Origin of the sequence: Metabacillus sp. cB07, from assembly GCF_016839225.1 — a bacterium.
Classification (GTDB): Bacteria; Bacillota; Bacilli; order Bacillales; family Bacillaceae; genus Bacillus_P; species Bacillus_P indicus.
The window spans coordinates 1,846,974-1,870,078 of sequence record NZ_CP069296.1; the positions used below are offsets into that span (position 1 = coordinate 1,846,974).

Below are 23,105 nucleotides of genomic sequence, written 5' to 3' on the forward strand. Positions count from 1 at the left end.
TTGGGGGTAAAAAAATGTTTCGCAATGTAGCAGAACTAGTCGAACTTGCAGAAAGCAAAGGCGTTAAAATAGCGGAAATTATGATTCAGCAGGAAATGGAGATGACCGGAAGATCCCGGGAGCAGATCCTTCAAATGATGGACCAGAACTTGACGGTCATGGAACAGGCGGTTGAAAAGGGGCTCGCAGGAGTCAAATCCCATTCAGGACTTACGGGCGGCGATGCTGTTCTAATGAAGGCATACATCGAGAAAGGAAATTTTCTCTCAGGGGAATACATTCTTGATGCTGTCAGCAAGGCGGTCGCAACGAACGAGGTCAATGCAGCAATGGGAACGATATGCGCCACGCCTACAGCAGGATCTGCCGGTGTTGTTCCGGGGACTCTTTTTGCTGTAAAAAATAAATTAAACCCGAGCAGGCAGGAAATGATTGAATTCCTGTTTACATCAGGTGCTTTTGGATTCGTTGTGGCAAACAATGCATCCATTTCAGGTGCAGCAGGAGGATGCCAGGCAGAGGTTGGCTCAGCTTCAGGCATGGCCGCTGCTGCGATAACTGAGCTCGCCGGAGGGACTCCAAGCCAGGCTGCAGAAGCAATGGCTATTACCCTCAAAAATATGCTCGGGCTTGTGTGTGATCCTGTTGCGGGACTGGTTGAAGTCCCTTGCGTAAAACGAAATGCAATGGGTGCTGCCAATGCCATGATTGCCGCCGATATGGCGCTTGCAGGCATTACAAGCCGCATACCTTGCGATGAAGTCATCGACGCGATGTTCAGAATCGGACAATCCATGCCGACAGCTCTTAAAGAAACTGCACAGGGAGGTCTTGCCGCTACGCCAACAGGACGGGAGCTTGAAGCAAAAATCTTTGGGATATCACTTGATGAACGCAGTTAATCCGCTGCTGCAGCCTGTCAGTGCAGTCAAAGGAGTAGGTCCTGAATCTGCAGAGGTTCTGGGCAGCATGGGCATTCTGACGGTCATGGATCTAATTGAATATTTGCCATATCGTTATGAAGATTATCGCCTGAAAGACTTAGCGGACGTACAGCATGATGAGCGGGTGACAGTCGAAGGGAAGGTTCACAGCGAACCTTCTCTTGCCTTTTTCAGCAAAAAGAAATCACGGCTTACTGTAAGAATTCTAGTCGGAAATTACCTGATCAGCGCTGTCTTTTTTAACCAGCCTTATTATAAAAAGAAGCTTGAACTCGGTTCTGTCGTCACGGTTACAGGAAAATGGGACAAACACCGCCAGACGATTACGGCCAACCAAATCGTCTTTGGCCCTCATGCAAAAGAACATGAGATCGAGCCGGTTTACTCCGTGAAAGAAAATATAACGGTAAAAACCATGAGGAAACTGATTAATCACGCCCTCACCCAATACGGCCCGGAGATTCGCAATGTCATTCCTGAACAGCTGATGGAGGCATACAGGCTTCCCGCAAAAAAAGAAGCCATCCTGACCATGCATCACCCTCTTAAACATGAAGATCTGAAACATGCAAGGCGGTATTTTGTGTATGAAGAGTTTCTCTTGTTTCAGCTGAAAATGCAGGCTCTGAGAAAATTTCAGCGTGAACAGTCAAAGGGAGTTTCCCACGAAATTCACAGGGAAAGACTGGAAGAATTTATCGGGTCTCTTCCGTTTCCTTTGACGAATGCACAGGAGCGGGTAATCGGCGAAATTCTGACGGATATGAAATCTGCTTACAGAATGAACCGTCTTCTCCAGGGAGATGTAGGTTCAGGCAAAACCGTCGTTGCGGCGATTGCGATGTATGCTGCCTATTTATCCGGCTATCAGGCAGCCCTCATGGTTCCGACCGAGATTCTTGCCGAACAGCATGCCGAATCATTAACCGCGATTTTTGCAGGCTTCCCCGTTACGGCAGCCCTTCTTACAAGCTCTGTAAAAGGTAAAAAAAGACGGGAATTGCTTGCACGGGTGGAGTCAGGAGAAATACAGTTTCTTGTAGGTACGCACGCTCTGATCCAGGAGGATGTTCACTTTTCAAAGCTTGGTCTTGTGATAACAGATGAACAGCACCGGTTTGGGGTCGGCCAGCGGAAGGTGCTCCGCGAAAAAGGCGAAAATCCGGACGTGCTCTTTATGACGGCCACACCGATTCCAAGGACGCTGGCGATTACGGCCTTTGGCGAAATGGATGTATCTGTCATTGATGAACTTCCTGCAGGACGTAAAAAAATTGAAACTTACTGGGTCAAGCATGAGATGCTTGACCGTATCCTTAAGTTTATTGATAAAGAGCTCATGGAAGGCAGGCAAGCTTATGTAATCTGTCCGCTTATTGAAGAATCGGATAAGCTTGATGTGCAGAATGCCATAGATGTCCATAGCACACTTGTACACTATTACGGAGACAGGTGGAAGCTAGGGCTTATGCACGGAAGACTTTCAAGTGCAGAAAAAGATGAAGTGATGAGAGAATTCAGTGAGAATGCGGTTCAAATTCTCGTCTCCACAACAGTAGTTGAAGTTGGCGTAAACGTGCCAAATGCAACCGTGATGGTCATTTATGATGCAGAACGTTTTGGCCTGTCCCAGCTTCACCAGCTGAGAGGCCGGGTTGGCCGCGGAAGCGCCCAGTCCTATTGCATCCTGCTAGCAGATCCGAAATCTGAAACCGGCAAAGAAAGAATGCGGGTCATGACAGAAACAGCGGACGGCTTTGAACTGTCTGAAAAGGACCTTGAACTGAGAGGCCCCGGCGACTTTTTCGGAAGAAAACAAAGCGGAATGCCGGAATTTAAAGTGGCGGACATGGTCCATGATTACAGGGCTTTAGAAACGGCGAGAAACGATGCGGCTAAGCTTGTGCAGTCAGAAGCCTTCTGGAAATCTGATGACTACAGGGAGCTTCGTGACTATGTATACGCATCAGGCATCATAAGCGGCGGAAAATTAGATTAAGAGATTTTGAGACAGAAGCAGATTGCAATCAGTCCTTGCAATCTGCTTTATTTGCTTATATACTACTATTAGTACCTAGTCTTAAGAGTGCGGACGGTGTTAGTGCAATGAGAAAATCCAAAAAAGAACGGCAGTCTCTGCTGAAGCAGACAATAAATGACACACCCTTTATTACCGACGAGGAACTGGCTGATAAATTCCAGGTCAGTATCCAGACGGTCAGGCTTGACCGCCTTGAACTCTCCATTCCTGAGCTAAGAGAACGGATAAAGCATGTGGCAGTAAAGCAGCTCGATGATGAAGTGAAATCTCTGCCCTTAGAAGAAGTGATCGGGGAGATTATTGATCTAGAGCTTGATTCTTCTGCGATATCGATTTTCGAAGTGAAAAAAGAGCATGTTTTCAGCCGCAATCAGATTGCCCGCGGGCATCACTTATTCGCCCAGGCCAATTCGCTTGCAGTGGCGGTCATTGATGACGAGCTTGCTCTTACAGCAAAGGCAAATATCCGTTTCACAAGGCAAGTAAAGGAAAAAGAAAGAGTTGTCGCAAAGGCAAAAGTCATCCATACAGATGAAGAAAAAGGCAGAACGACGGTAGAAGTCACAAGCTATGTAGGCAGTGAGCTTGTCTTTTCAGGAGAATTTGACATGTACCGTTCAAAAACAACAAAAAAGGCAGGTTTCAGCAATGAAGATCGCAATTGATGCAATGGGAGGAGACAACGCTCCTAAAGCAATCGTAGAAGGCGCAATGAAAGCTGTCACACTTTTCAGCGATATTGAAATAACACTTTACGGCAAAGAGCCTTTAATAAAAGAATATCTGACAAATCAAGAACGAATTTCGATCGTACATACAGATACGGTAATCGAAGCAACGGATGAGCCTGTAAGAGCCGTCCGCAGAAAGAAAGATGCCTCAATGGTGCTGATGGCGAACGCGGTCAAAGAAGGGGAGGCGGATGCATGCATTTCCGCCGGAAACACCGGCGCTCTAATGACTGCCGGGCTCTTCGTTGTAGGACGGATTGAGGGGATTGAAAGGCCTGCACTTGCTCCGACGCTGCCAACCATTGAAGGAAACGGGTTTTTAATGCTTGATGTCGGTGCCAACGCTGATGCCAAACCTGAGCAGCTTTTGCAATATGCCATGATGGGTTCCATTTATGCAAACAAAGTAAGAGGAATTGAAAAGCCGCGTGTCGGCCTGCTGAATGTCGGCACGGAAGAAAAGAAAGGAAATGAGTTAACTAAAGCAGCATACCAGCTGCTGAAAGGCTCAGATCTGCATTTCATCGGCAATGTGGAGGCAAGGGATTTGCTTGACGGCATCGCGGATGTTGTAGTCACAGACGGTTTCACCGGAAATGTTGCCCTTAAAACCATTGAGGGGACGGCACTTTCTGTGTTCAAAATGCTGAAAACAGCTCTGACAAGCAATCTTCAGTCAAAGCTTGCCGCAGCTGTTCTGAAACCAAAGCTTAAAGTCATTAAAGGGAAATTGGATTATTCCGAATATGGCGGTGCGGGGCTGTTCGGTTTAAAAGCGCCGGTCATCAAAGCACACGGCTCATCAGATCCGAACGCCGTCTATAACGCCATCCGCCAGGCGCGGGAAATGGTCAGCAATGAAGTAACAGGCACGATTAGACGTTCAGTTGAGAAATCGGCCGATAACTAAATGCATGAGGGGAGATTATCATGAGTAAATTGGCGTTTATTTTTCCCGGTCAGGGTTCGCAGTCAGTCGGTATGGGGAAAGATGTGCATGATCAGTCAGAAACGGCACGGTCCATTTTTGAAGCGGCAGATGAAAAACTCGGCATGAAACTTTCAGAGATTATGTTTGAAGGGCCGCAGGAAACACTGACACTCACTTACAATGCTCAGCCGGCACTTCTGACGGCAAGTACAGCGATTCTCTCGAAATTCAGAGAAAACGGTATTTCGCCTGATTATGCAGCCGGGCACAGTCTCGGAGAGTATTCAGCTTTGGTTGCAAGCGGCGTGCTGTCCTTTGAGGATGCCGTTTACGCTGTAAGAAAGCGCGGAGAGTATATGAATGAAGCCGTGCCTGCAGGCATAGGAGCTATGGCTGCAATCATGGGCATGGATGCGGATGCATTGAAAAGCGTAACAGAAGAGGTAACAGCATCAGGATTTTCTGTCCAGCTTGCGAATTTAAACTGCCCGGGCCAGATTGTGATCTCCGGGACAGCAGAAGGCGTTGAAAAGGCATCGGCACTTGCAAAAGAAAAAGGTGCCAAACGCGCTATTGCGCTTGATGTAAGCGGTCCGTTTCATTCGGAACTGATGAAGCCTGCTGCTGAAAAATTTGCAGCGGTCCTTGCGGAACTTGAGGTAAACGATGCGGCCATTCCTGCTGTTGCCAATGTAACCGCCAAGCCTGTTGCAGATAAAAATGAGATTAAGCGTTTATTAGTTGAACAATTATATTCACCTGTAAGATGGGAAGAATCAGTGAGAGAAATGATTGATCAGGGTGTAACAGTATTTGTTGAAATCGGCCCTGGAAAGGTTCTTTCCGGACTTGTGAAAAAAATTGACCGGAGTGCAGAAGTGATAGCTGTTTCAGATATGGCATCATTTGAAGCAGCTGTTCAAAAACTGAAGGAGGTTCAGTTATGACAGAGAGTAAAACAGCGCTCGTTACCGGTGCATCAAGAGGCATCGGCCGGGCCATCGCACTTGAACTTGCACGGAATGGGATAAATGTAGCGGTCAACTATGCCGGAAGCGAAGCTAAGGCAAATGAGGTCGTTGACGAAATTAAAGCTCTTGGAAGAGAAGCGTTTGCTGTACAGGCAGATGTCAGTGACAGTGAATCAGTATCAGCGATGGTAAAAGAAACGGTTGAGCGTTTCGGCAGACTGGATATTTTAATCAATAATGCCGGCATCACAAAAGATAACCTTCTGATGAGAATGAAAGACTCCGAGTGGGATGATGTCATCAACATTAATCTAAAAGGGGTTTTCCTCACAACAAAAGCCGTTACCCGTCAAATGATGAAACAGCGTTACGGCAGAATCATCAACATCGCTTCAATTGTCGGCGTCAGCGGAAATCCGGGTCAGGCAAACTACGTAGCAGCAAAAGCTGGTGTAATCGGTCTTACAACGGCTGCTAAAGAGCTGTCATCACGAAATATTACTGTGAATGCGATTGCTCCCGGGTTTATTACGACTGATATGACGGATAAACTGACAGAAGATGTGAAAAATGAAATGCTGAAACAGATCCCTCTTGCAAGATTCGGCGAAGCTTCAGACATCGCGCACACTGCCGTGTTTCTTGCTTCTGAAAAAAGCAGCTACATTACGGGGCAGACCATTCATGTAGACGGCGGCATGGTCATGTAAAAAAACATGTTCCACATGCTCTGCAATCATTGATTTCGGCTAGTTTTTTAAAAGGATAATACACTATAATACTTTGAGGGGAGGTGAAATGTTATGGCAGAAGTACTTGAACGCGTAACGAAAATTATCGTTGACCGTCTTGGTGTTGATGAAGCAGAAGTGAAAATGGAAGCTTCTTTCAAGGACGATCTTGGCGCTGATTCCCTTGATGTTGTAGAACTTGTTATGGAACTTGAAGATGAGTTCGACATGGAAATTTCTGATGAAGATGCAGAAAAGATTGCAACGGTGGGCGACGCTGTGAACTACATACAAAGTCAACAGTAATGTTGCAAATAAAGCCCCGTTATAAGGCGGGGCTTTATCCCTTTTGAAAGATTACGTTAGATGCTGTTGTTTAAGTGATGGAGGTTATTATGCCGAAGATGAATTACAGAGAGAGAAGATCGTTTGTCAAAAAAGCAGAATTCAAACAATTTCAGGAGCAAATTGGCCATACGTTTCAAAATGAAAAATTATTGTACCAAGCCTTCACACATTCATCCTATGTGAATGAGCATCGCAAAAAGCCGTATGAAGACAATGAACGGCTGGAGTTTTTAGGAGACGCTGTACTTGAACTGACGATTTCCCAGTTCCTATTCAAGAAATATCCGACAATGAGCGAAGGAGACCTCACAAAGGTCAGAGCTGCAATCGTCTGTGAACCGTCCCTTGTCGCGTTTGCAAACGAGCTTTCATTCGGTAAGCTGGTGCTTCTTGGAAAAGGGGAAGAAATGACAGGCGGAAGAGCAAGACCTGCACTTCTTGCAGATGTTTTTGAAGCCTTTATCGGTGCACTGTATCTGGATTCAGGCCTTGAACCTGTGGTCCATTTCCTCGAAAAATGCGTTTTCCCTAAAATAAATGATGGTGCTTTTTCTCATGTGATGGATTTTAAAAGCCAGCTGCAGGAATTTGTCCAGCGGGACAGCAAAGGATCCCTTGAGTACAAAATTCTTCAGGAAAAAGGACCTGCCCACAACAGAGAGTTCGTTGCAACGGTTTCGTTAAACGGCGAGATCCTCGGAACAGGCAGCGGAAAATCAAAAAAAGCGGCCGAGCAGCACGCGGCACAGGAAGCCTTAACAAAACTGAAGCCGCTTTAATGGATAAACCCCCGAATACAAGGGGGTTCTCTTTATGTACAGCGATTTTCTGCCGGGCAAGTCCTTTTGCATATGTTTTTAAACCTGCGGGGCAGAAATTATGATAGAATATGGATGATTTTATAGAATAGTAGGGAGGATCCATAATGTTCCTCAAACGTTTGGATATTGTAGGATTTAAGTCATTCGCTGAACGTGTGAATGTCGATTTTGTAAAAGGTGTTACAGCTGTTGTCGGACCAAACGGCAGCGGGAAAAGCAATATCACGGATGCCATCAGATGGGTGCTTGGAGAACAGTCGGCCAAATCTCTCCGCGGAACGAAAATGGAAGATATCATTTTTGCCGGAAGCGACTCAAGAAAAGGCGTCAACATGGCGGAAGTCACACTGACTCTTGATAACGGGGATCAGTTTTTGCCGATCGACTATCACGAGGTTTCTGTTACGAGAAGAGTGTACAGATCCGGTGAAAGTGAGTTTTCGATAAACAATCAGACTTGCCGTCTGAAGGATATTGTCGACCTTTTTATGGATTCCGGGCTCGGAAAAGAAGCTTTTTCAATCATAAGCCAGGGAAAAGTAGAAGAAATTTTAAGCAGCAAAGCAGAAGAGCGCCGCAGCATCTTTGAAGAAGCAGCAGGCGTACTTAAATATAAAACGAGAAAGAAAAAAGCCGAATACAAATTGGCTGAAACGCAGGAAAACCTGAACCGCGTCCAGGATATTCTCCATGAGCTTGAAGGACAGGTAGAGCCTCTTAAAATCCAGGCTTCTATCGCGAAAGACTATTTGGAGAAAAAAGAGGAACTCGAGCAGTTTGAAGTAGCTTTGACCGTCTATGAAATTGAGGAACTTCATCAAAAATGGGAAGCTCTTTCAAAAGCAGTAGAAGACGGGAAATTGAAAGAAAGCAGTCTCTATGCCGCTGTTCAGAAAAAAGAAGCGGATATTGAACAGGTGAGAGACCGGACTCACGCGCTTGATGAATCCATCAATGATCTTCAGCAGGTGCTCCTTCTTGCAAGTGAAGACCTTGAAAAGCTGGAAGGCAGAAAAGAAGTTCTCAAAGAACGGAAAAAAAATGCAAGCCAGAACAAATCCCAGCTCCAGCATGCGGTAAAAGAAGCATCAGAACGCATCCATGCGCTCGAAAAGGAAAAAGAAGAACAGTCGCGAACACTTAAAGCTCTGCAGTCTGAAGTGGCAGACCTTAAAGAACAGCTTCAGCAGAAACAGTCTCTTCTGTCCTCCTTTGATCAGAACATGGAAGAAAAGATTGAATCGCTTAAAAGCGAATACTTTGATCTATTAAATGCAGAAGCCCAGGCGAAAAATGAAATCACATACATAAATGAGCAGATTGAGCAGCAGGCAAGAAAGACCGGCCGCCTGAAAGAAGCCAATCAAAAGTATTTGAGCGAGAGAAGCGAAACGGAAGAGAAAAAACGAAAGCTTGAGGCGAGACTTTCCCTTCTTGAAGCAGACCTGGATGAGCAAATTAAGACGTTCAGAACCGCCCAGACAAGCCTTGAGCATAAAAAAGCAGCCTACCAAAAGAGGGAAACAGCTCTTTACCAGGCCTATCAATATCTGCAGCAGACGAAATCGCGCAAGGAAATGCTCGAATCGATGCAGGAAGATTATGCAGGGTTCTTCCAGGGAGTAAAGGAGATCCTGAAACGCAGGAATGACCTTGAAGGAATTCACGGGGCCATTGCGGAGCTTATCTCAACGGATAAACTCTATGAAACGGCCATTGAAATTGCTCTCGGCGGGGCAGCCCAGCATGTTGTCGTAGAGAACGAACAGGCGGCAAGAACCGCTATCGCGTACTTAAAGAAGCATGCATTTGGACGGGCAACATTTCTTCCGCTCACTGTTATGAAGGAAAGGACCGTATCTGCTCAGGATCTGCAGACACTGCGCAGCCATCCGGCATTTAAAGGGATTGCCTCTGATTTGACTGAGTATGACCCTGTTTACCGGAAAGCTGTTTTAAATCTCCTTGGAACGGTCATTGTGACAGAAGATCTCAAGGGGGCAAATGAACTGGCGCGTCTTTTAAACTACCGTTTCAGGTTTGTGACCCTCGGCGGAGATGTTGTTAATCCTGGCGGATCGATGACAGGCGGCGCAGTAAAGCAAAAGAACAATTCTCTTCTCAGCAGAAGCCGCGAACTGGAAACGATCGACAAACAGTTCAGCGAAATGTCCGATAAGACAAATCAGCTTGAACAAGAGGTCAAATCACTGAAATTGTCGATCTCAGAGGGTGAAAAGAGCCTTGAATCTCTCAGGGAAAAAGGAGAACAGCTCCGTATGGATACAGGGGCTGTCAGGTCAGACCTGAAAGAACTTGAAATGATGGAGAAGAATGTGAACAGCCATCTTTCTCTTTATGATGCCGAAAAAGAATCATATCAGGAAGAAAAGGCCAGAATGGTAAAGCGCAAAGAAGAACTGACCGAGAGACTTGAAAAGGATGACAGCAAAAAAAGAGAGCTCGATCAGCTTATTGCTGAATTGAGCGCTAAAAAATCCAGTCAGCAAATGTCCAAGGAAGAAGTTCAGTCAGACATAACAGACGTAAAGGTCGTACTTGCCGGCAAAAAACAGGCGCTTGAAAATCAGCGCGGCCTTGCTGAACGGACAGAGCATGAATGGCTCGCGCAGCAGAAAAAATACCGCGAAGCTAAGGAAGACCTGGAATTTCTTCAGGATGAAATGAATTCTGATTTCTCCGGGGAAGAAAAACTCGAGCAAACAGCACAAGAGAAGCGGGAAGATAAAAATAAAACGATTGAACTTATTTCTGTTAGAAGAAGTCAGCGCCTGAAGCTTCAGGATCAGCTTGAAACAGCAGAAAAAGAAGTCAAAGAACTGAACAGGCAGTATAAACAGCTTTCAGAGCTGCTGAAGGATGAGGAAGTTAAGCTGAACCGTTACGATGTGGAGCTTGATAACAGGCTCAATCATCTTCGCGAAGAGTATCTTCTTTCGTTTGAAGCGGCAAAAGAAAAGTATGAGCTTCAGACAGATGCTGCAGAAGCGAGAAAACGGGTCAAGCTGATCAAGCTTGCGATTGAAGAACTGGGCACTGTCAACCTTGGCGCCATCGATGAATACGAGAGAGTGTCCGAACGCTATCATTTCCTGACAGACCAGCGCAACGATCTTCAGGAGGCCAAAGATACACTCCATCAGGTAATCGGTGAGATGGATGAAGAAATGAAGAAGAGATTCCACACGACCTTTACTGAAATCAGGTCACACTTTGAAAGTGTTTTTCAGGCTCTTTTCGGAGGGGGCCGGGCGGAGCTCAGGCTTACAAATCCGGACGATCTGCTGAACACCGGTGTGGATATCGTCGCTCAGCCACCTGGCAAAAAACTGCAGAACTTGGGCCTCTTGTCTGGCGGAGAGCGGGCTCTTACAGCCATCGCCCTTCTGTTCTCCATTTTAAAAGTGAGGCCGGTTCCATTCTGTGTGCTCGATGAAGTCGAAGCAGCCCTTGATGAGGCCAATGTACACAGATTTTCGCAGTACCTTAAAAAATTCAGCCAGGATACACAGTTTATTGTGATTACACACAGAAAAGGCACAATGGAAGATGCAGATGTACTCTACGGCGTAACGATGCAGGAATCAGGCGTATCCAAGATGGTTTCAGTCCGCCTGGAGGAAACGAAAGAATTTGCCGAATCAAGATGAGAGGATGAAGCTTAAGTGAGTTTCTTTAAAAAGTTAAAAGATAAATTTACACAGCAGCAGGAGCCTGATGCTTCACCGGAAAAGTATAAAGAGGGGCTTGCGAAAACGAGAGTATCATTTTCTGAACGCGTCAATAATCTCGTTGCCCGGTACCGCAAAGTAGATGAAGAGTTTTTTGAAGAGCTTGAAGAAGTACTGATTGGCGCGGATGTAGGCGTTGCAACAGTGATGGACCTGATAGATGAGCTGAAGATGGAAGTAAAGCGGCGGAATATTCAGGACTCAAAAGATGTAAGGTCAGTGATTTCCGAGAAGCTTGTTGAGATTTATGAAGGAGAAGATGAAGAGTCTCCAAAGCTTAACATTCAGGAAGGACGCCTAAATGTGATTCTGTTTGTCGGCGTAAACGGAGTCGGCAAAACAACATCCATCGGCAAGCTTGCCCACAGGCTGAAGCAGGAAGGCAAATCAGTCCTCCTTGCAGCGGGAGATACTTTCCGTGCAGGCGCAATTGAGCAGCTGGAAGTATGGGGAGAGCGTGCGGGAGTGGATGTAATTAAGCAATCCGCAGGCTCAGATCCGGCAGCCGTCATGTTCGATGCTGTTCAGGCGGCAAAAGCGAGAAAAACGGACGTGCTGATCTGCGATACAGCAGGACGCCTGCAAAACAAGGTCAATCTCATGAACGAACTCGAAAAGGTAAAACGGGTCATCGAGCGCGAAATTCCGGGTGCTCCGCATGAGGTCCTTCTGGCTCTCGACGCGACCACGGGCCAGAACGCCATGGTACAGGCAAAGCAGTTTTCCCAGGCGACAAATGTCACAGGCATTGTCCTCACAAAGCTTGACGGAACGGCAAAAGGCGGCATCGTCCTTGCCATCCGCAATGAGCTGAGCATCCCTGTAAAGCTTGTCGGCTTAGGCGAAAAAATGGACGATCTCCAGGAATTTGACGCAGAACAGTACGTCTACGGCCTGTTTGCGGATCTTGTAGAAGAAGCATAGGATAAATGAAAGCCGTTCCCTTTTGCTGAAGGGAGCGGTTTTATTAAGGAAGAATGAAGACGATTGTTTTGGAAGACAGCCGGGAAATTTCAAGTAAACACGGGATTTAAGCAAGTAATGGATCTGGATTTTCAAGTAAAGTAAGAAGAAATTCAAGTGTTTCTTCTAAAATGGCAAGTAAAATAAAATTCCGGTGCTCAGTTTAGAGAAATGCTGGGGCGATTCCGCTTTTCTGGCAGTCAAGAAAAAAACTTGACATACATGTGACGAAAATGTAAACTAATGCTTGTAAAGGCAATTCCCTTAACAAAGGAGAGAAGCTTAGTGATGCTTGAAAAGACAACGAGAGTGAATTACTTGTTTGATTTTTATCAATCGTTGTTAACACCAAAGCAAAAGAGCTATATGTCGCTTTATTATCTGGATGATTACTCCTTGGGTGAAATTGCTGAAGAGTATGACATCAGCCGCCAGGCCGTCTATGATAATATTAAACGGACTGAGGCGATGCTCGAACAATATGAAGAAAAATTATTGCTTTTTGAAAAATTTCAAAAGCGGCAGCAGCTGATACAACAGCTGAAAACAGCAGTGGCGGATCTGGACGGGAACGGACAGGTTTTATCGCTTGTTGAATCGCTTGAGAAATTAGATTAGGAGGCGGCATGTATGGCATTTGAAGGATTAGCCGACCGACTGCAGAATACAATCGCAAAAATCCGCGGCAAAGGCAAAGTGTCGGAGTCTGATGTTAAAGAAATGATGCGCGAAGTGCGTCTTGCATTGCTTGAAGCGGACGTTAACTTCAAAGTCGTAAAAGATTTTGTTAAAAAAGTAAGCGAACGGTCTGTCGGGCAGGAAGTCATGACAAGCCTTACGCCCGGCCAGCAGGTCATTAAAGTTGTTAAAGAAGAACTGACTGCATTAATGGGCGGGGAGCAGAGCAAGATTGCTGTTGCTAACCGGCCGCCGACTGTCATTATGATGGTAGGTCTGCAGGGGGCAGGTAAAACGACGACAACCGGAAAGCTTGCCAACCTTCTGCGCAAAAAGCATAACCGCAAGCCATTGCTTGTTGCAGCGGATATTTACCGTCCTGCAGCAATCAAGCAGCTTGAAACGCTTGGGAAACAGCTGAGTATGCCTGTTTTCTCACTTGGGGATCAGGTAAGTCCTGTTGAGATTGCCAAACAGGCAATTGAACACGCCAAAAAAGAGCATCATGATTATGTTCTGATTGATACGGCGGGACGCCTGCACATTGACGAGACCTTAATGGACGAGCTTAAGCAGGTAAAAGAATTATCAAAACCTGATGAGATCTTCCTTGTGGTAGATGCCATGACAGGTCAGGATGCTGTCAATGTTGCCCAAAGCTTCAACGAGCAGCTTGGACTTACGGGTGTTGTTCTGACGAAGCTTGACGGCGATACGCGGGGCGGAGCGGCGCTTTCCATCCGTTCTGTCACTCAGACGCCAATCAAGTTTGTCGGTCTTGGAGAGAAGCTGGATGCGATCGAGGCATTTCATCCGGAGCGCATGGCTTCCCGTATTCTCGGTATGGGTGATGTGCTGACTCTTATTGAAAAGGCTCAGGCAAACGTAGATGAAACGAAAGCGAAAGAACTCGAGCAGAAAATGAGAACCGCTTCGTTTACATTTGACGATTTCCTTGAACAGCTTGGCCAGGTCCGCAGCATGGGACCGCTTGATGAGCTCCTCGGCATGCTTCCGGGAGCAAATAAAATCAAAGGCCTGAAAAATGCCCAAGTCGATGAAAAGCAGATCGGCTCTGTTGAGGCCATCATCCGTTCGATGACGAAGGAAGAAAAGCAGCATCCTGAAATCATCAACTCAGGCAGACGCAAGCGTATTGCCAAAGGAAGCGGGACAACCGTGCCTGAAGTAAACCGCCTGCTTAAGCAGTTTGAGGACATGAAAAAGATGATGAAGCAGATGACAAGCATGTCAAAAGGCAAGAAAAAAGGCGGAATGAAGTTTCCGTTCATGTAACAATTTTTAGGTGTTAAGAAAAAACACTTTACAAAGTGGTTTTTCACTGATATCATACTATCTTGTTGAAATATTTTCGGAGGTGCTATTTAAAATGGCAGTAAAAATTCGTTTAAAACGCATGGGAGCTAATAAATCTCCTTTCTATCGTATCGTAGTTGCAGACTCTCGTTCTCCTCGTGACGGACGTTTCATCGAAACAGTTGGAACGTACAACCCGGTTGCAAACCCTGCAATCGTTGAGATCAACGAAGAGCTTGCTCTTAAGTGGATGCAAAATGGTGCAAAACCATCTGACACAGTCCGCAACTTGTTCTCAAACCAAGGCATTATGGAAAAATTCCATAACGCTAAGCACAGCAAATAAGGGCTGCTACAATGATAGAGTTAATCGAGTCGATCGTTAAGCCGCTTGTTGACCATCCTGAAGATGTGTCTGTTGTAGAAAATGAACGTGAACATCAAATTGTCTACGAATTAACCTTACATCAAGATGATATCGGCAAGGTAATCGGAAAGCACGGACGGATAGCGAAAGCGATTCGGACTGTTGTTTATGCAGCAGGATCCAGCTCTAAAAAGAGAGTTCAGCTTGAAATTAATGATTAAGAAAAAAAGGGAGGATCAGCCTTCCTTTTTTTTGTACAATAAAAGAGAAGAATGGCTCAACAAAAGCTGACGGAGGAATGAAGATGGAGATCTTCCAGACGGTAACGGTCAAACAGATCCTGACAGCAGCAAGCAAAGAGCAGCTCATGAAAACATTCAAACAAACGAAACAGCAGCTTGAAAGGGAGATTGATCAGCTTTCCTTTCAATTAAAGAAAAAAGAAAAAACCATTCAGACTGAAGAGATGAGAAAACAGTATCAGCGCGAGATCTCAAAAAGGATGGACAAAATAAAAATAGCTGATTTTCAGCTGCAGCAGCTTGAAACTCTCCCGCTCGGAAGCGAAATGAAAGAAAAAGAAATGAATGCACTTGTCGATATTAACGTCGGCGACCGCTGGGATGAGCTTATGAAAGAAAGAACCATCGTGATAAAAGACGGCATTGTCGTCGAAATACGCTAGAGGTGAACATATGGCAGAGAAATGGTTTAATGTAGGAAAAATCGTCAATACTCATGGAGTAAAGGGAGAGGTCAGGGTACTCTCGACAACTGATTTCCCGGAAGAACGCTATAAGGCGGGAAATGTTCTCTACTTATTTAAAGAAGGTCAAACAGCACCTGATGAGGTAACAGTCAAATCTCACCGGTTCCATAAAACGTTCAATTTGCTTACGTTTGAAGATCATCCCTCCATTAATGATGTCGAGAAATATAAAAATTCCGTCATCAAAGTGCCGGAAAGCCAGCTTGCAGATCTAGAAGAAGGCGAATATTATTTCCACGAGATTATCGGCTGCACCGTTTTAACGGATGAAGGTGCGGAAATAGGGACCGTTAAAGAAATTCTTGAAACAGGTGCAAATGATGTTTGGATCATCAAGCGGAAAGGAAAGAAGGATGCGCTGATCCCGTTTATTGATGATGTGGTTAAAGAAATTAATCCTGAAGAAAAGCGCATTGTGATTTCATTGATGGAAGGACTTATTGAAGAATGAAAATAGACTTTTTAACGCTTTTTCCTGAAATGTTCCACGGAGTCATAGGAAACTCCATTTTAAAAAAAGCGGAAGAAAAAGGCGCCGTCCAGTTTAATGTGACAAATTTCAGAGAGTACTCAGATCACAAGCATGCAACCGTTGATGATTATCCGTATGGCGGAGGTGCGGGCATGGTTTTAAAGCCGCAGCCGATTTTTGATGCGGTTGAAGCGATTAAACAGGAAAGCTCCGCCCCTAAAGTAATCCTTGTATGTCCGCAGGGTGAAACCTACTCCCAGAAGAAAGCAGAAGAGCTTGCAAAGGAAGATCATCTTGTCTTCATCTGCGGACATTATGAAGGCTATGACGAGCGGATAAGAGAACACCTTGTAACAGATGAAATCTCAATTGGAGATTTTATTCTGACGGGCGGGGAACTTGCTTCCATGGTGATCGCTGACAGTGTCGTCAGGCTTCTTCCTGACGTGCTTGGGAATGAAGACTCTCCAGTCCTTGATTCGTTCAGCACAGGCCTGCTTGAGCATCCTCACTACACGAGGCCTTCTGACTTCAGGGGACTGAAGGTGCCAGATGTGCTGATATCAGGCAATCATGCCAAAATTGAAGATTGGCGGGAAAAAGAATCCCTCCGAAGAACGTATGAGAGAAGACCGGATCTTCTTGAAACATACACTTTGTCAGATAAGCAGAAAAAGTGGATAGATGAATTTAAAAAACAATAATTGAAGTATTGCATGCGTCCGGGCAATATGATATGATGTTTCTTGTGATTTGGTTGCCTATAAAGGTTTTTTCCTTGATAGGTGCCGCGCACTAAAACGGTGTTCCGCTGCATGAAATGGTTTGTAATGAACATCTGTTGGAAGGAGTTGAAAACGATGCAAAAACTAATTGAAGATATCACTAAAGAACAATTAAGATCTGATCTTCCTGCGTTCCGTCCTGGAGACACTGTCCGTGTACACGTGAAAGTTGTTGAGGGAACTCGCGAGCGTATTCAGATTTTTGAAGGTGTTGTCATTAAGCGTCGTGGTGGCGGAATCAGCGAAACTTTCACAGTTCGCAAGATTTCTTACGGAGTAGGCGTTGAGCGTACATTCCCTGTTCACACACCGAAAATCGCACAGTTAGAAGTAATCCGTCGCGGTAAAGTACGCCGTGCGAAACTTTACTACCTGCGCGAACTACGCGGTAAAGCGGCTCGTATTAAAGAAATTCGATAATTGCACCAGAAAGGGCTTGTTTACTATGAACAAGCCCTTTTTTCATCATTAAAAAAATAATATGACTGCAAATAAAGCTGTCATCCTATACTATAAACAAACAAGCAGCCTACAATAAAGTGTATGAGAAGGTGAATTCAAAGCATGACTCGAAAAAAAAGCGAGTTGTTTGAATGGATTAAAGCACTTGCTATCGCCGTAATACTCGCAGCCGTTATCCGTTATTTCCTGTTTGCCCCGATTGTCGTTGACGGACTTTCCATGATGCCTACTCTTCATGATCAGGACCGGATGATCGTCAACAAAATCGGCTACAAAATTGGTGATCCAGAGCGGTTTGACATCGTTGTCTTTCACGCAACAGAAGAGAAGGATTACATCAAGAGAGTCATAGGACTTCCCGGTGACCGGATTGAATACAAAGATGATACACTTTATATTAATGGAAGGGCCTACGAAGAGCCTTACCTTGAAGAATACAAGAACACACTGATAGACGGACCGCTTACAGAGCCATTTACAGTGGAAAAGGTCCCTGAAGGACAGCTTTTTGTTATGGGCGATAACCGCCGCTACAGCAAAGACAGCCGACATATCGGACCGGTTTCAAAAGACGAGGTAATGGGTCAGACAAGCCTGATTTACTGGCCTCTGAACGATATCCGTTTTGTCAAGTAAGGAATAAGAGCAGGTGGTAAGAATGAACATACAATGGTTTCCCGGCCATATGGCCAAAGCAAGAAGACAGGTTACCGAAAAATTAAAATTAATCGATATTGTGTTTGAGCTTGTCGATGCAAGAATTCCGGTTTCATCAAGAAATCCGATGATTGATGAAATCATCTCGGCCAAACCGCGGATTGTTCTGCTGAATAAAGCAGATATGGCAGATCCAAAAGCAACGCAGGAATGGCTTGCCTATTTTAAAGAGCAGGGCATTCACGCCCTCCCGATTGATGCCAAAACAGGGACAGGCATCAAGCAGATTGTCACGATGTCAAAAGAAGTGCTGAAAGAGAAGTTTGATAAACTCGCGGCAAAAGGCGTGAGGCCAAGAGCCATAAGAGCACTGATTATCGGAATTCCGAATGTCGGAAAATCGACCCTCATCAACCGGCTGGCAAAAAAGAATATGGCTAAAACCGGAGACAGACCCGGTGTTACAACTGCACAGCAGTGGGTAAAAGTCGGAAAAGAACTGGAGCTGCTTGATACTCCGGGAATTCTCTGGCCTAAGTTTGAAGATCAGCTGGTGGGATTAAAGCTTGCAACGACCGGTGCGATTAAAGATGCCATTCTTAACTTGCAGGAAGTAGCTCTTTTTGCCCTTGAGTTTTTAAGCGCCCATTACCCGCACCGTCTTAAGGAAAGATTCGCCCTAGATGTGATCCCTGAAGACCGTATCGAGCTGTTTGATGCCGTCGCAAAGAAACGCGGATGCATGATGTCCGGAGGCTTTGTGGATTACGATAAAGCTGCAGAACTCATCGTCAGGGAAATACGTCAGGAAAAGCTTGGCAGGCTGAGCTTCGAAACAACTGAAGACATACACCAGGAAGACACGCTGCAATAGCGCGTCTTTATTTTGTTTGCCTGTTTAATGCTGCTTCAGAATGTATGATCATAAGACACCAGTGGACTGAAGCGGAAGGCACTTGACTCCTGCGGGATGAAGAGAACACGGGAGACCCCGCAAGCGACTGGAGCGCAAGGGAACGGGTATCAGAGAAAAACTTGCAACAACAATCATTCAATTTAAGAATACATAGAGAAATGGCAGTGAAACTATGAAAAAGCTGACAACGGAAGAAATCCGCTTAAAGCTTGCTGCGATAAGCAGCCCTGATGATCCGTTTTTAAACCAGTGCAGAAACGATGAGCGAAAAAGCGTGATAAAGCTTGCTGACAAGTGGGCGAGAGACTATGAACAGCAGCTTAAGAAAAAGCAGCAATTTGAAGAAATGATGATTTTCGAGAAGAAAGCAAGAGGAGAAGGCTATCACCTTCTTTGCGGGATCGATGAAGTTGGCCGAGGACCACTGGCAGGCCCGGTTGTCGCAGCTGCCGTTATCCTGCCGGAATCCTTTTACCTTCCCGGCCTGACAGATTCAAAAAAACTGACGGCCGCCAAAAGAGAATCCTTTTACGAATTTATCGTCAAGGAAGCGATTGCTTTCGGAATCGGAATCGTATCACCTGCTGACATCGACAGGCTGAATATCTACCAGGCAACAAAGGCGGCAATGGTGCAGGCCGTGAAAGAGCTCCCAGCGGCCCCTGAGTACCTTCTCATTGATGCGATGGAGCTTTCCCTTCCCATTCCCCAGGAATCGCTCATTAAGGGAGACGCACGCAGTGTGAGCATTGCAGCGGCATCTGTCCTGGCGAAAGTAACCAGGGACAGGATGATGATGCAGCTTGCCTCCGAGTATCCGCAATACGGGTTTGAGCAGAATATGGGGTATGGAACAAAGCAGCACCTTGAAGCTCTGAATTTGTACGGCGTGACAGAATGCCACAGAAGAAGTTTCTCTCCTGTGAAAGAGATGGCTGCAGAAGAAACGGTCAGCTGAAAGGACAAAGTCCGGCCTGCTCTCAAGGAATGAGTGGACGGACTTTTCAGGTTGATCACAAAATTTTATATTACTAGAAAAATAATTTTAGAGAAAAAATCAGAAAAAAATGAAGGATTCGACGAATTTCTGCAGAATAGTAGACAAGGAATCAACTATTTTATAAAATGAAAGCGCAGTCTATTTTTTTCGTACATAAGTTAGGAGGATGGGAAATGAATATCCATGAGTATCAAGGAAAAGAAATCCTTAGAAAATATGGAGTAGCAGTACCAAACGGCAAAGTGGCGTTTACAGTTGAAGAAGCTGTGGAAGCAGCAAAAGAACTGGGTACTGAAGTAACAGTAGTTAAAGCACAGATTCATGCAGGCGGCCGCGGCAAAGCAGGCGGGGTAAAAGTTGCAAAGAATATTGGCGAAGTAGAAACTTATGCGAAAGAAATTCTCGGAAAGACACTGGTGACACACCAGACAGGTCCTGAAGGAAAAGAAGTAAAACGCTTACTTATTGAAGAGGGCTGCGATATTAAGAAAGAATATTATATCGGCCTTGTTCTTGACCGCGCTACATCTCGCGTTGTCCTTATGGCATCTGAAGAAGGCGGCACAGAAATCGAGGAAGTGGCAGAAGCGACTCCTGAGAAAATTTTCAAAGAAGTGATTGATCCTGCTGTAGGACTGCAGGCATACCAGGCCCGCAGAATTGCTTTTAATATTAATATTCAAAAAGAATTAGTCGGACAGGCTGTTAAATTTATGATGAGCCTGTACAACGCATTTGTTGAGAAAGACTGCTCTATTGCTGAAATCAATCCGCTTGTAGTGACAGGGGACGGCAAAGTAATGGCGCTTGATGCAAAATTGAACTTTGATTCAAATGCTCTTTACCGCAGAAAAGATATCCTTGAATACCGCGATCTTGACGAAGAAGATGCAAAAGAAATCGAAGCATCCAAATATGACTTGAGCTATATTTCCCTTGATGGAAATATCGGCTGTATGGTAAACGGCGCCGGCCTTGCTATGGCAACTATGGATATTATTAAATATTACGGCGGCGAACCGGCGAACTTCCTGGATGTTGGGGGCGGCGCGACAGCTGAAAAAGTAACAGAAGCATTTAAAATTATCCTTTCCGATCAAAATGTAAAAGGAATTTTCGTCAACATTTTCGGCGGAATTATGAAATGCGACATCATTGCACAGGGTGTAGTTGAAGCGACGAAACAGGTCGGCCTGCAAATTCCATTGGTTGTCCGTTTGGAAGGAACAAATGTAGAGATCGGCAAGCAAATCTTGAATGAATCCGGTTTGAATATCACTTCTGCTGAATCTATGGCAGACGGCGCACAAAAAATCGTATCTTTAGTAGGGTAAGAAAGGCGGGGGACTGAAATGAGCGTATTTATTAACAAAGATACTAAGGTAATTGTACAGGGGATTACAGGATCTACGGCATTATTTCATACAAAGCAAATGCTTGAATACGGTACGAATATTGTAGGCGGGGTTACACCTGGCAAAGGAAACACTGAAGCTGAAGGAGTTCCTGTTTTTAACACCGTGGAAGATGCGGTAAAAGCAACAGGCGCAACGGCTTCTGTTATCTACGTGCCGGCACCGTTTGCTGCAGATGCCATCATGGAGGCGGTTGATGCTGAACTTGATCTTGCTATCTGCATCACTGAACATATTCCAGTTCTTGACATGGTGAAAGTTAAACGGTACATGGAAGGCAAGAAAACCCGTCTTGTCGGACCAAACTGCCCTGGTGTAATTACGCCTGATGAGTGTAAAATCGGCATTATGCCAGGCTACATTCATACAAAAGGCCACGTTGGCGTTGTATCCCGTTCAGGAACATTAACGTATGAAGCAGTACATCAGCTTACACAGGCAGGAATCGGCCAGTCTACAGCGGTCGGCATCGGCGGAGACCCGGTAAACGGCACAAACTTCATCGATGTTTTGAAAGCATTCAATGAAGATGAAGACACATATGCTGTGATTATGATCGGCGAAATCGGAGGAACAGCAGAAGAAGAAGCTGCCCTCTGGATCAAAGAAAACATGACAAAGCCTGTAGTGGGCTTTATCGGCGGACAAACTGCACCTCCTGGCAAACGCATGGGACATGCCGGTGCCATCATTTCAGGCGGAAAAGGCACAGCCGCTGAAAAAATCAAAACAATGAATGAGTGCGGCATCAAAGTTGCTGATACACCTTCTGTTATGGGTGAAACACTTATTGAAGCTCTTAAAGAAAACAACTTGCTTGAAAAGTGCAAAACACATTAATAAATCTGTTGGGAACGGCGTTCATGCTGTTCCCTTCTTTACCATGTACCCCCGTTGCTTCTCCCACTCCTCCATTCGTCAAATCATGACAAAAACATTCATCATTAAAACTATATATAATAGTAGAAAGGGAACTAAAATGCACAAAAAAGAGAAAGAACTTCTCCATTTATCCCACTGCAGAGGCATCACCCATATGGCGCTCTTGAAGTGGCTGAAACTTGACCCTCCTCTATCTGTCTACTCTCTTAACAGCACCGACCTGCAGCGGGTTTTCAGGCTGTCAGATGCTCTTATGCCGCATTTTCTCACTGACTTCTATTCTTTTGATCCGGATGCCGCCTTTTCGCGCTTGAAAGCAAGAAATATTAAAGCCATATCACTTTGCAATGAAAACTACCCGCACCTTCTGAAGGAAATCCATGATCCCCCTCCCATTCTCTTCTGCAAAGGAAACACAGCCCTGCTTTCTTCCGGAAAAATGATCAGCATTGTCGGAACAAGAAACCCCACAAATTACGGCACCCATTCTATAAAACGAGTGACAGATCCCCTTATATCTGCAGGCTGGACTGTCGTCAGCGGCCTGGCAAAAGGAATAGATGCCCTGGCCCACCAGAGAGCGATCGAGAGGCAGGCTCCAACGATAGGTGTAATTGGAGGAGGACTTCATCATTTCTATCCGAAAGAAAATCTGCCTCTTTTTAAAGAGATGACCGAAAATCAATTAGTTCTCTCAGAGCATCCTCCGGACACCAAACCGCAAAAATGGCACTTTCCCATGCGCAACCGCATTATCAGCGGGCTGAGTCTTGGAACGGTTGTGATACAGGCGAAATCCAAAAGCGGATCACTCATAACAGCGGGCACCGCACTCGATCAGGGCAGGCAGGTGTTTGCTGTGCCGGGATCCATTTTTGATGCAGCATCTGCTGGCGCGAATCAGCTTATTAAGCAGGGAGCGTACCTGGCAGAAGACGGACTGGATGTCCTGAATGACCTCTCCGTCCAGGTTGCATGCGCTGAAAATTAAGCCATCAATCCAAATACTGTTTGACAAACCGCATCACTATATTTAATAATAGTGGAGATTTAACCTGTTTAAGCAAGATTTTGATTATGGCCGGTATAAGCGCAGGCTCTTTTGGGCAGAATCGTCCCTTGAACATATAAAATGACAATAGCGAAAAAAAC

General features: G+C 45.4%; 24 protein-coding genes. All 24 read left to right on the forward strand.

Annotation, left to right across the window (positions count from 1 at the left end; all coding sequences use genetic code 11):
• The first annotated feature begins 14 nt into the window (after positions 1-14).
• Complete coding sequence (gene sdaAA, locus JOJ89_RS21135; RefSeq protein ID WP_029281407.1) at positions 15-902, forward strand: L-serine ammonia-lyase, iron-sulfur-dependent, subunit alpha; 888 nt, start codon at positions 15-17, stop codon at positions 900-902.
• Complete coding sequence (recG, locus tag JOJ89_RS09270; protein WP_029281405.1) at positions 889-2,943, forward strand: ATP-dependent DNA helicase RecG; 2,055 nt, start codon at positions 889-891, stop codon at positions 2,941-2,943. Before sdaAA ends, recG begins: the two co-directional genes overlap by 14 nt.
• 107 nt (positions 2,944-3,050) lie before the next feature.
• Positions 3,051-3,650, forward strand: a complete 600-nt coding sequence (gene fapR, locus JOJ89_RS09275) for a transcription factor FapR (RefSeq protein ID WP_029281403.1) — start codon at positions 3,051-3,053, stop codon at positions 3,648-3,650.
• On the forward strand, positions 3,634-4,626 hold the full coding sequence (gene plsX / locus JOJ89_RS09280) for a phosphate acyltransferase PlsX (protein ID WP_029281400.1): 993 nt from the start codon (positions 3,634-3,636) through the stop codon (positions 4,624-4,626). Before fapR ends, plsX begins: the two co-directional genes overlap by 17 nt.
• 20 nt (positions 4,627-4,646) lie before the next feature.
• Positions 4,647-5,594, forward strand: a complete 948-nt coding sequence (gene fabD, locus JOJ89_RS09285) for an ACP S-malonyltransferase (protein WP_203290153.1) — start codon at positions 4,647-4,649, stop codon at positions 5,592-5,594.
• Positions 5,591-6,328: a 3-oxoacyl-[acyl-carrier-protein] reductase gene (gene fabG, locus JOJ89_RS09290; RefSeq protein WP_203290154.1), complete on the forward strand. Its 738-nt coding sequence runs from the start codon at positions 5,591-5,593 to the stop codon at positions 6,326-6,328. The genes fabD and fabG overlap by 4 nt, the downstream gene beginning before the upstream one ends.
• Before the next feature lie 93 nt (positions 6,329-6,421).
• Complete coding sequence (gene acpP / locus JOJ89_RS09295) at positions 6,422-6,655, forward strand: acyl carrier protein (protein ID WP_029281395.1); 234 nt, start codon at positions 6,422-6,424, stop codon at positions 6,653-6,655.
• Between the two features lie 89 nt (positions 6,656-6,744).
• Positions 6,745-7,476 (forward strand): ribonuclease III, encoded by a 732-nt coding sequence (gene rnc / locus JOJ89_RS09300; RefSeq protein ID WP_029281393.1) that lies wholly within the window; start codon positions 6,745-6,747, stop codon positions 7,474-7,476.
• 146 nt (positions 7,477-7,622) lie between these two features.
• Positions 7,623-11,189 carry a chromosome segregation protein SMC gene (gene smc, locus JOJ89_RS09305; RefSeq protein ID WP_203290155.1) on the forward strand — a complete coding sequence of 1,189 codons (3,567 nt, stop codon included), beginning with the start codon at positions 7,623-7,625 and terminating at the stop codon, positions 11,187-11,189.
• 15 nt (positions 11,190-11,204) lie between these two features.
• On the forward strand, positions 11,205-12,194 hold the full coding sequence (gene ftsY / locus JOJ89_RS09310; protein ID WP_203290156.1) for a signal recognition particle-docking protein FtsY: 990 nt from the start codon (positions 11,205-11,207) through the stop codon (positions 12,192-12,194).
• Positions 12,195-12,518: 324 nt separating this feature from the next.
• The gene (locus JOJ89_RS09315; protein ID WP_029281388.1) at positions 12,519-12,851 is read left to right on the forward strand and encodes a putative DNA-binding protein; all 333 of its coding nucleotides are present in this window, start codon (positions 12,519-12,521) and stop codon (positions 12,849-12,851) included.
• Between the two features lie 12 nt (positions 12,852-12,863).
• A complete protein-coding gene (gene ffh / locus JOJ89_RS09320; RefSeq protein WP_029281386.1) occupies positions 12,864-14,207 on the forward strand; it encodes a signal recognition particle protein in 1,344 nt (447 codons plus the stop codon).
• Between the two features lie 94 nt (positions 14,208-14,301).
• A complete protein-coding gene (rpsP, locus tag JOJ89_RS09325) occupies positions 14,302-14,574 on the forward strand; it encodes a 30S ribosomal protein S16 (RefSeq protein WP_029281384.1) in 273 nt (90 codons plus the stop codon).
• 11 nt (positions 14,575-14,585) lie between these two features.
• A complete protein-coding gene (locus tag JOJ89_RS09330) occupies positions 14,586-14,816 on the forward strand; it encodes a KH domain-containing protein (protein WP_029281383.1) in 231 nt (76 codons plus the stop codon).
• Between the two features lie 83 nt (positions 14,817-14,899).
• Positions 14,900-15,280, forward strand: coding sequence for a YlqD family protein (locus tag JOJ89_RS09335; RefSeq protein ID WP_029565591.1), 381 nt, complete (start codon positions 14,900-14,902; stop codon positions 15,278-15,280).
• 10 nt (positions 15,281-15,290) lie between these two features.
• Entirely contained in the window at positions 15,291-15,815 is a 525-nt protein-coding gene (rimM, locus tag JOJ89_RS09340; protein WP_029281379.1) for a ribosome maturation factor RimM, read from the forward strand.
• Positions 15,812-16,540, forward strand: coding sequence for a tRNA (guanosine(37)-N1)-methyltransferase TrmD (gene trmD, locus JOJ89_RS09345; RefSeq protein WP_029281377.1), 729 nt, complete (start codon positions 15,812-15,814; stop codon positions 16,538-16,540). The genes rimM and trmD overlap by 4 nt, the downstream gene beginning before the upstream one ends.
• A gap of 156 nt (positions 16,541-16,696) precedes the next feature.
• Complete coding sequence (gene rplS / locus JOJ89_RS09350; RefSeq protein ID WP_029281375.1) at positions 16,697-17,041, forward strand: 50S ribosomal protein L19; 345 nt, start codon at positions 16,697-16,699, stop codon at positions 17,039-17,041.
• Between the two features lie 144 nt (positions 17,042-17,185).
• The gene (lepB, locus tag JOJ89_RS09355; protein WP_029281373.1) at positions 17,186-17,719 is read left to right on the forward strand and encodes a signal peptidase I; all 534 of its coding nucleotides are present in this window, start codon (positions 17,186-17,188) and stop codon (positions 17,717-17,719) included.
• 22 nt (positions 17,720-17,741) lie between these two features.
• Positions 17,742-18,614, forward strand: coding sequence for a ribosome biogenesis GTPase YlqF (gene ylqF, locus JOJ89_RS09360; RefSeq protein WP_029281371.1), 873 nt, complete (start codon positions 17,742-17,744; stop codon positions 18,612-18,614).
• Positions 18,615-18,828: 214 nt separating this feature from the next.
• Positions 18,829-19,614: a ribonuclease HII gene (locus JOJ89_RS09365; RefSeq protein WP_029281369.1), complete on the forward strand. Its 786-nt coding sequence runs from the start codon at positions 18,829-18,831 to the stop codon at positions 19,612-19,614.
• 215 nt (positions 19,615-19,829) lie between these two features.
• Positions 19,830-20,990: an ADP-forming succinate--CoA ligase subunit beta gene (gene sucC, locus JOJ89_RS09370; RefSeq protein WP_029565593.1), complete on the forward strand. Its 1,161-nt coding sequence runs from the start codon at positions 19,830-19,832 to the stop codon at positions 20,988-20,990.
• Between the two features lie 18 nt (positions 20,991-21,008).
• Positions 21,009-21,911, forward strand: coding sequence for a succinate--CoA ligase subunit alpha (gene sucD / locus JOJ89_RS09375; RefSeq protein ID WP_029281365.1), 903 nt, complete (start codon positions 21,009-21,011; stop codon positions 21,909-21,911).
• 139 nt (positions 21,912-22,050) lie between these two features.
• Positions 22,051-22,944, forward strand: coding sequence for a DNA-processing protein DprA (dprA, locus tag JOJ89_RS09380; protein ID WP_029565594.1), 894 nt, complete (start codon positions 22,051-22,053; stop codon positions 22,942-22,944).
• Positions 22,945-23,105 lie beyond the last annotated feature (161 nt).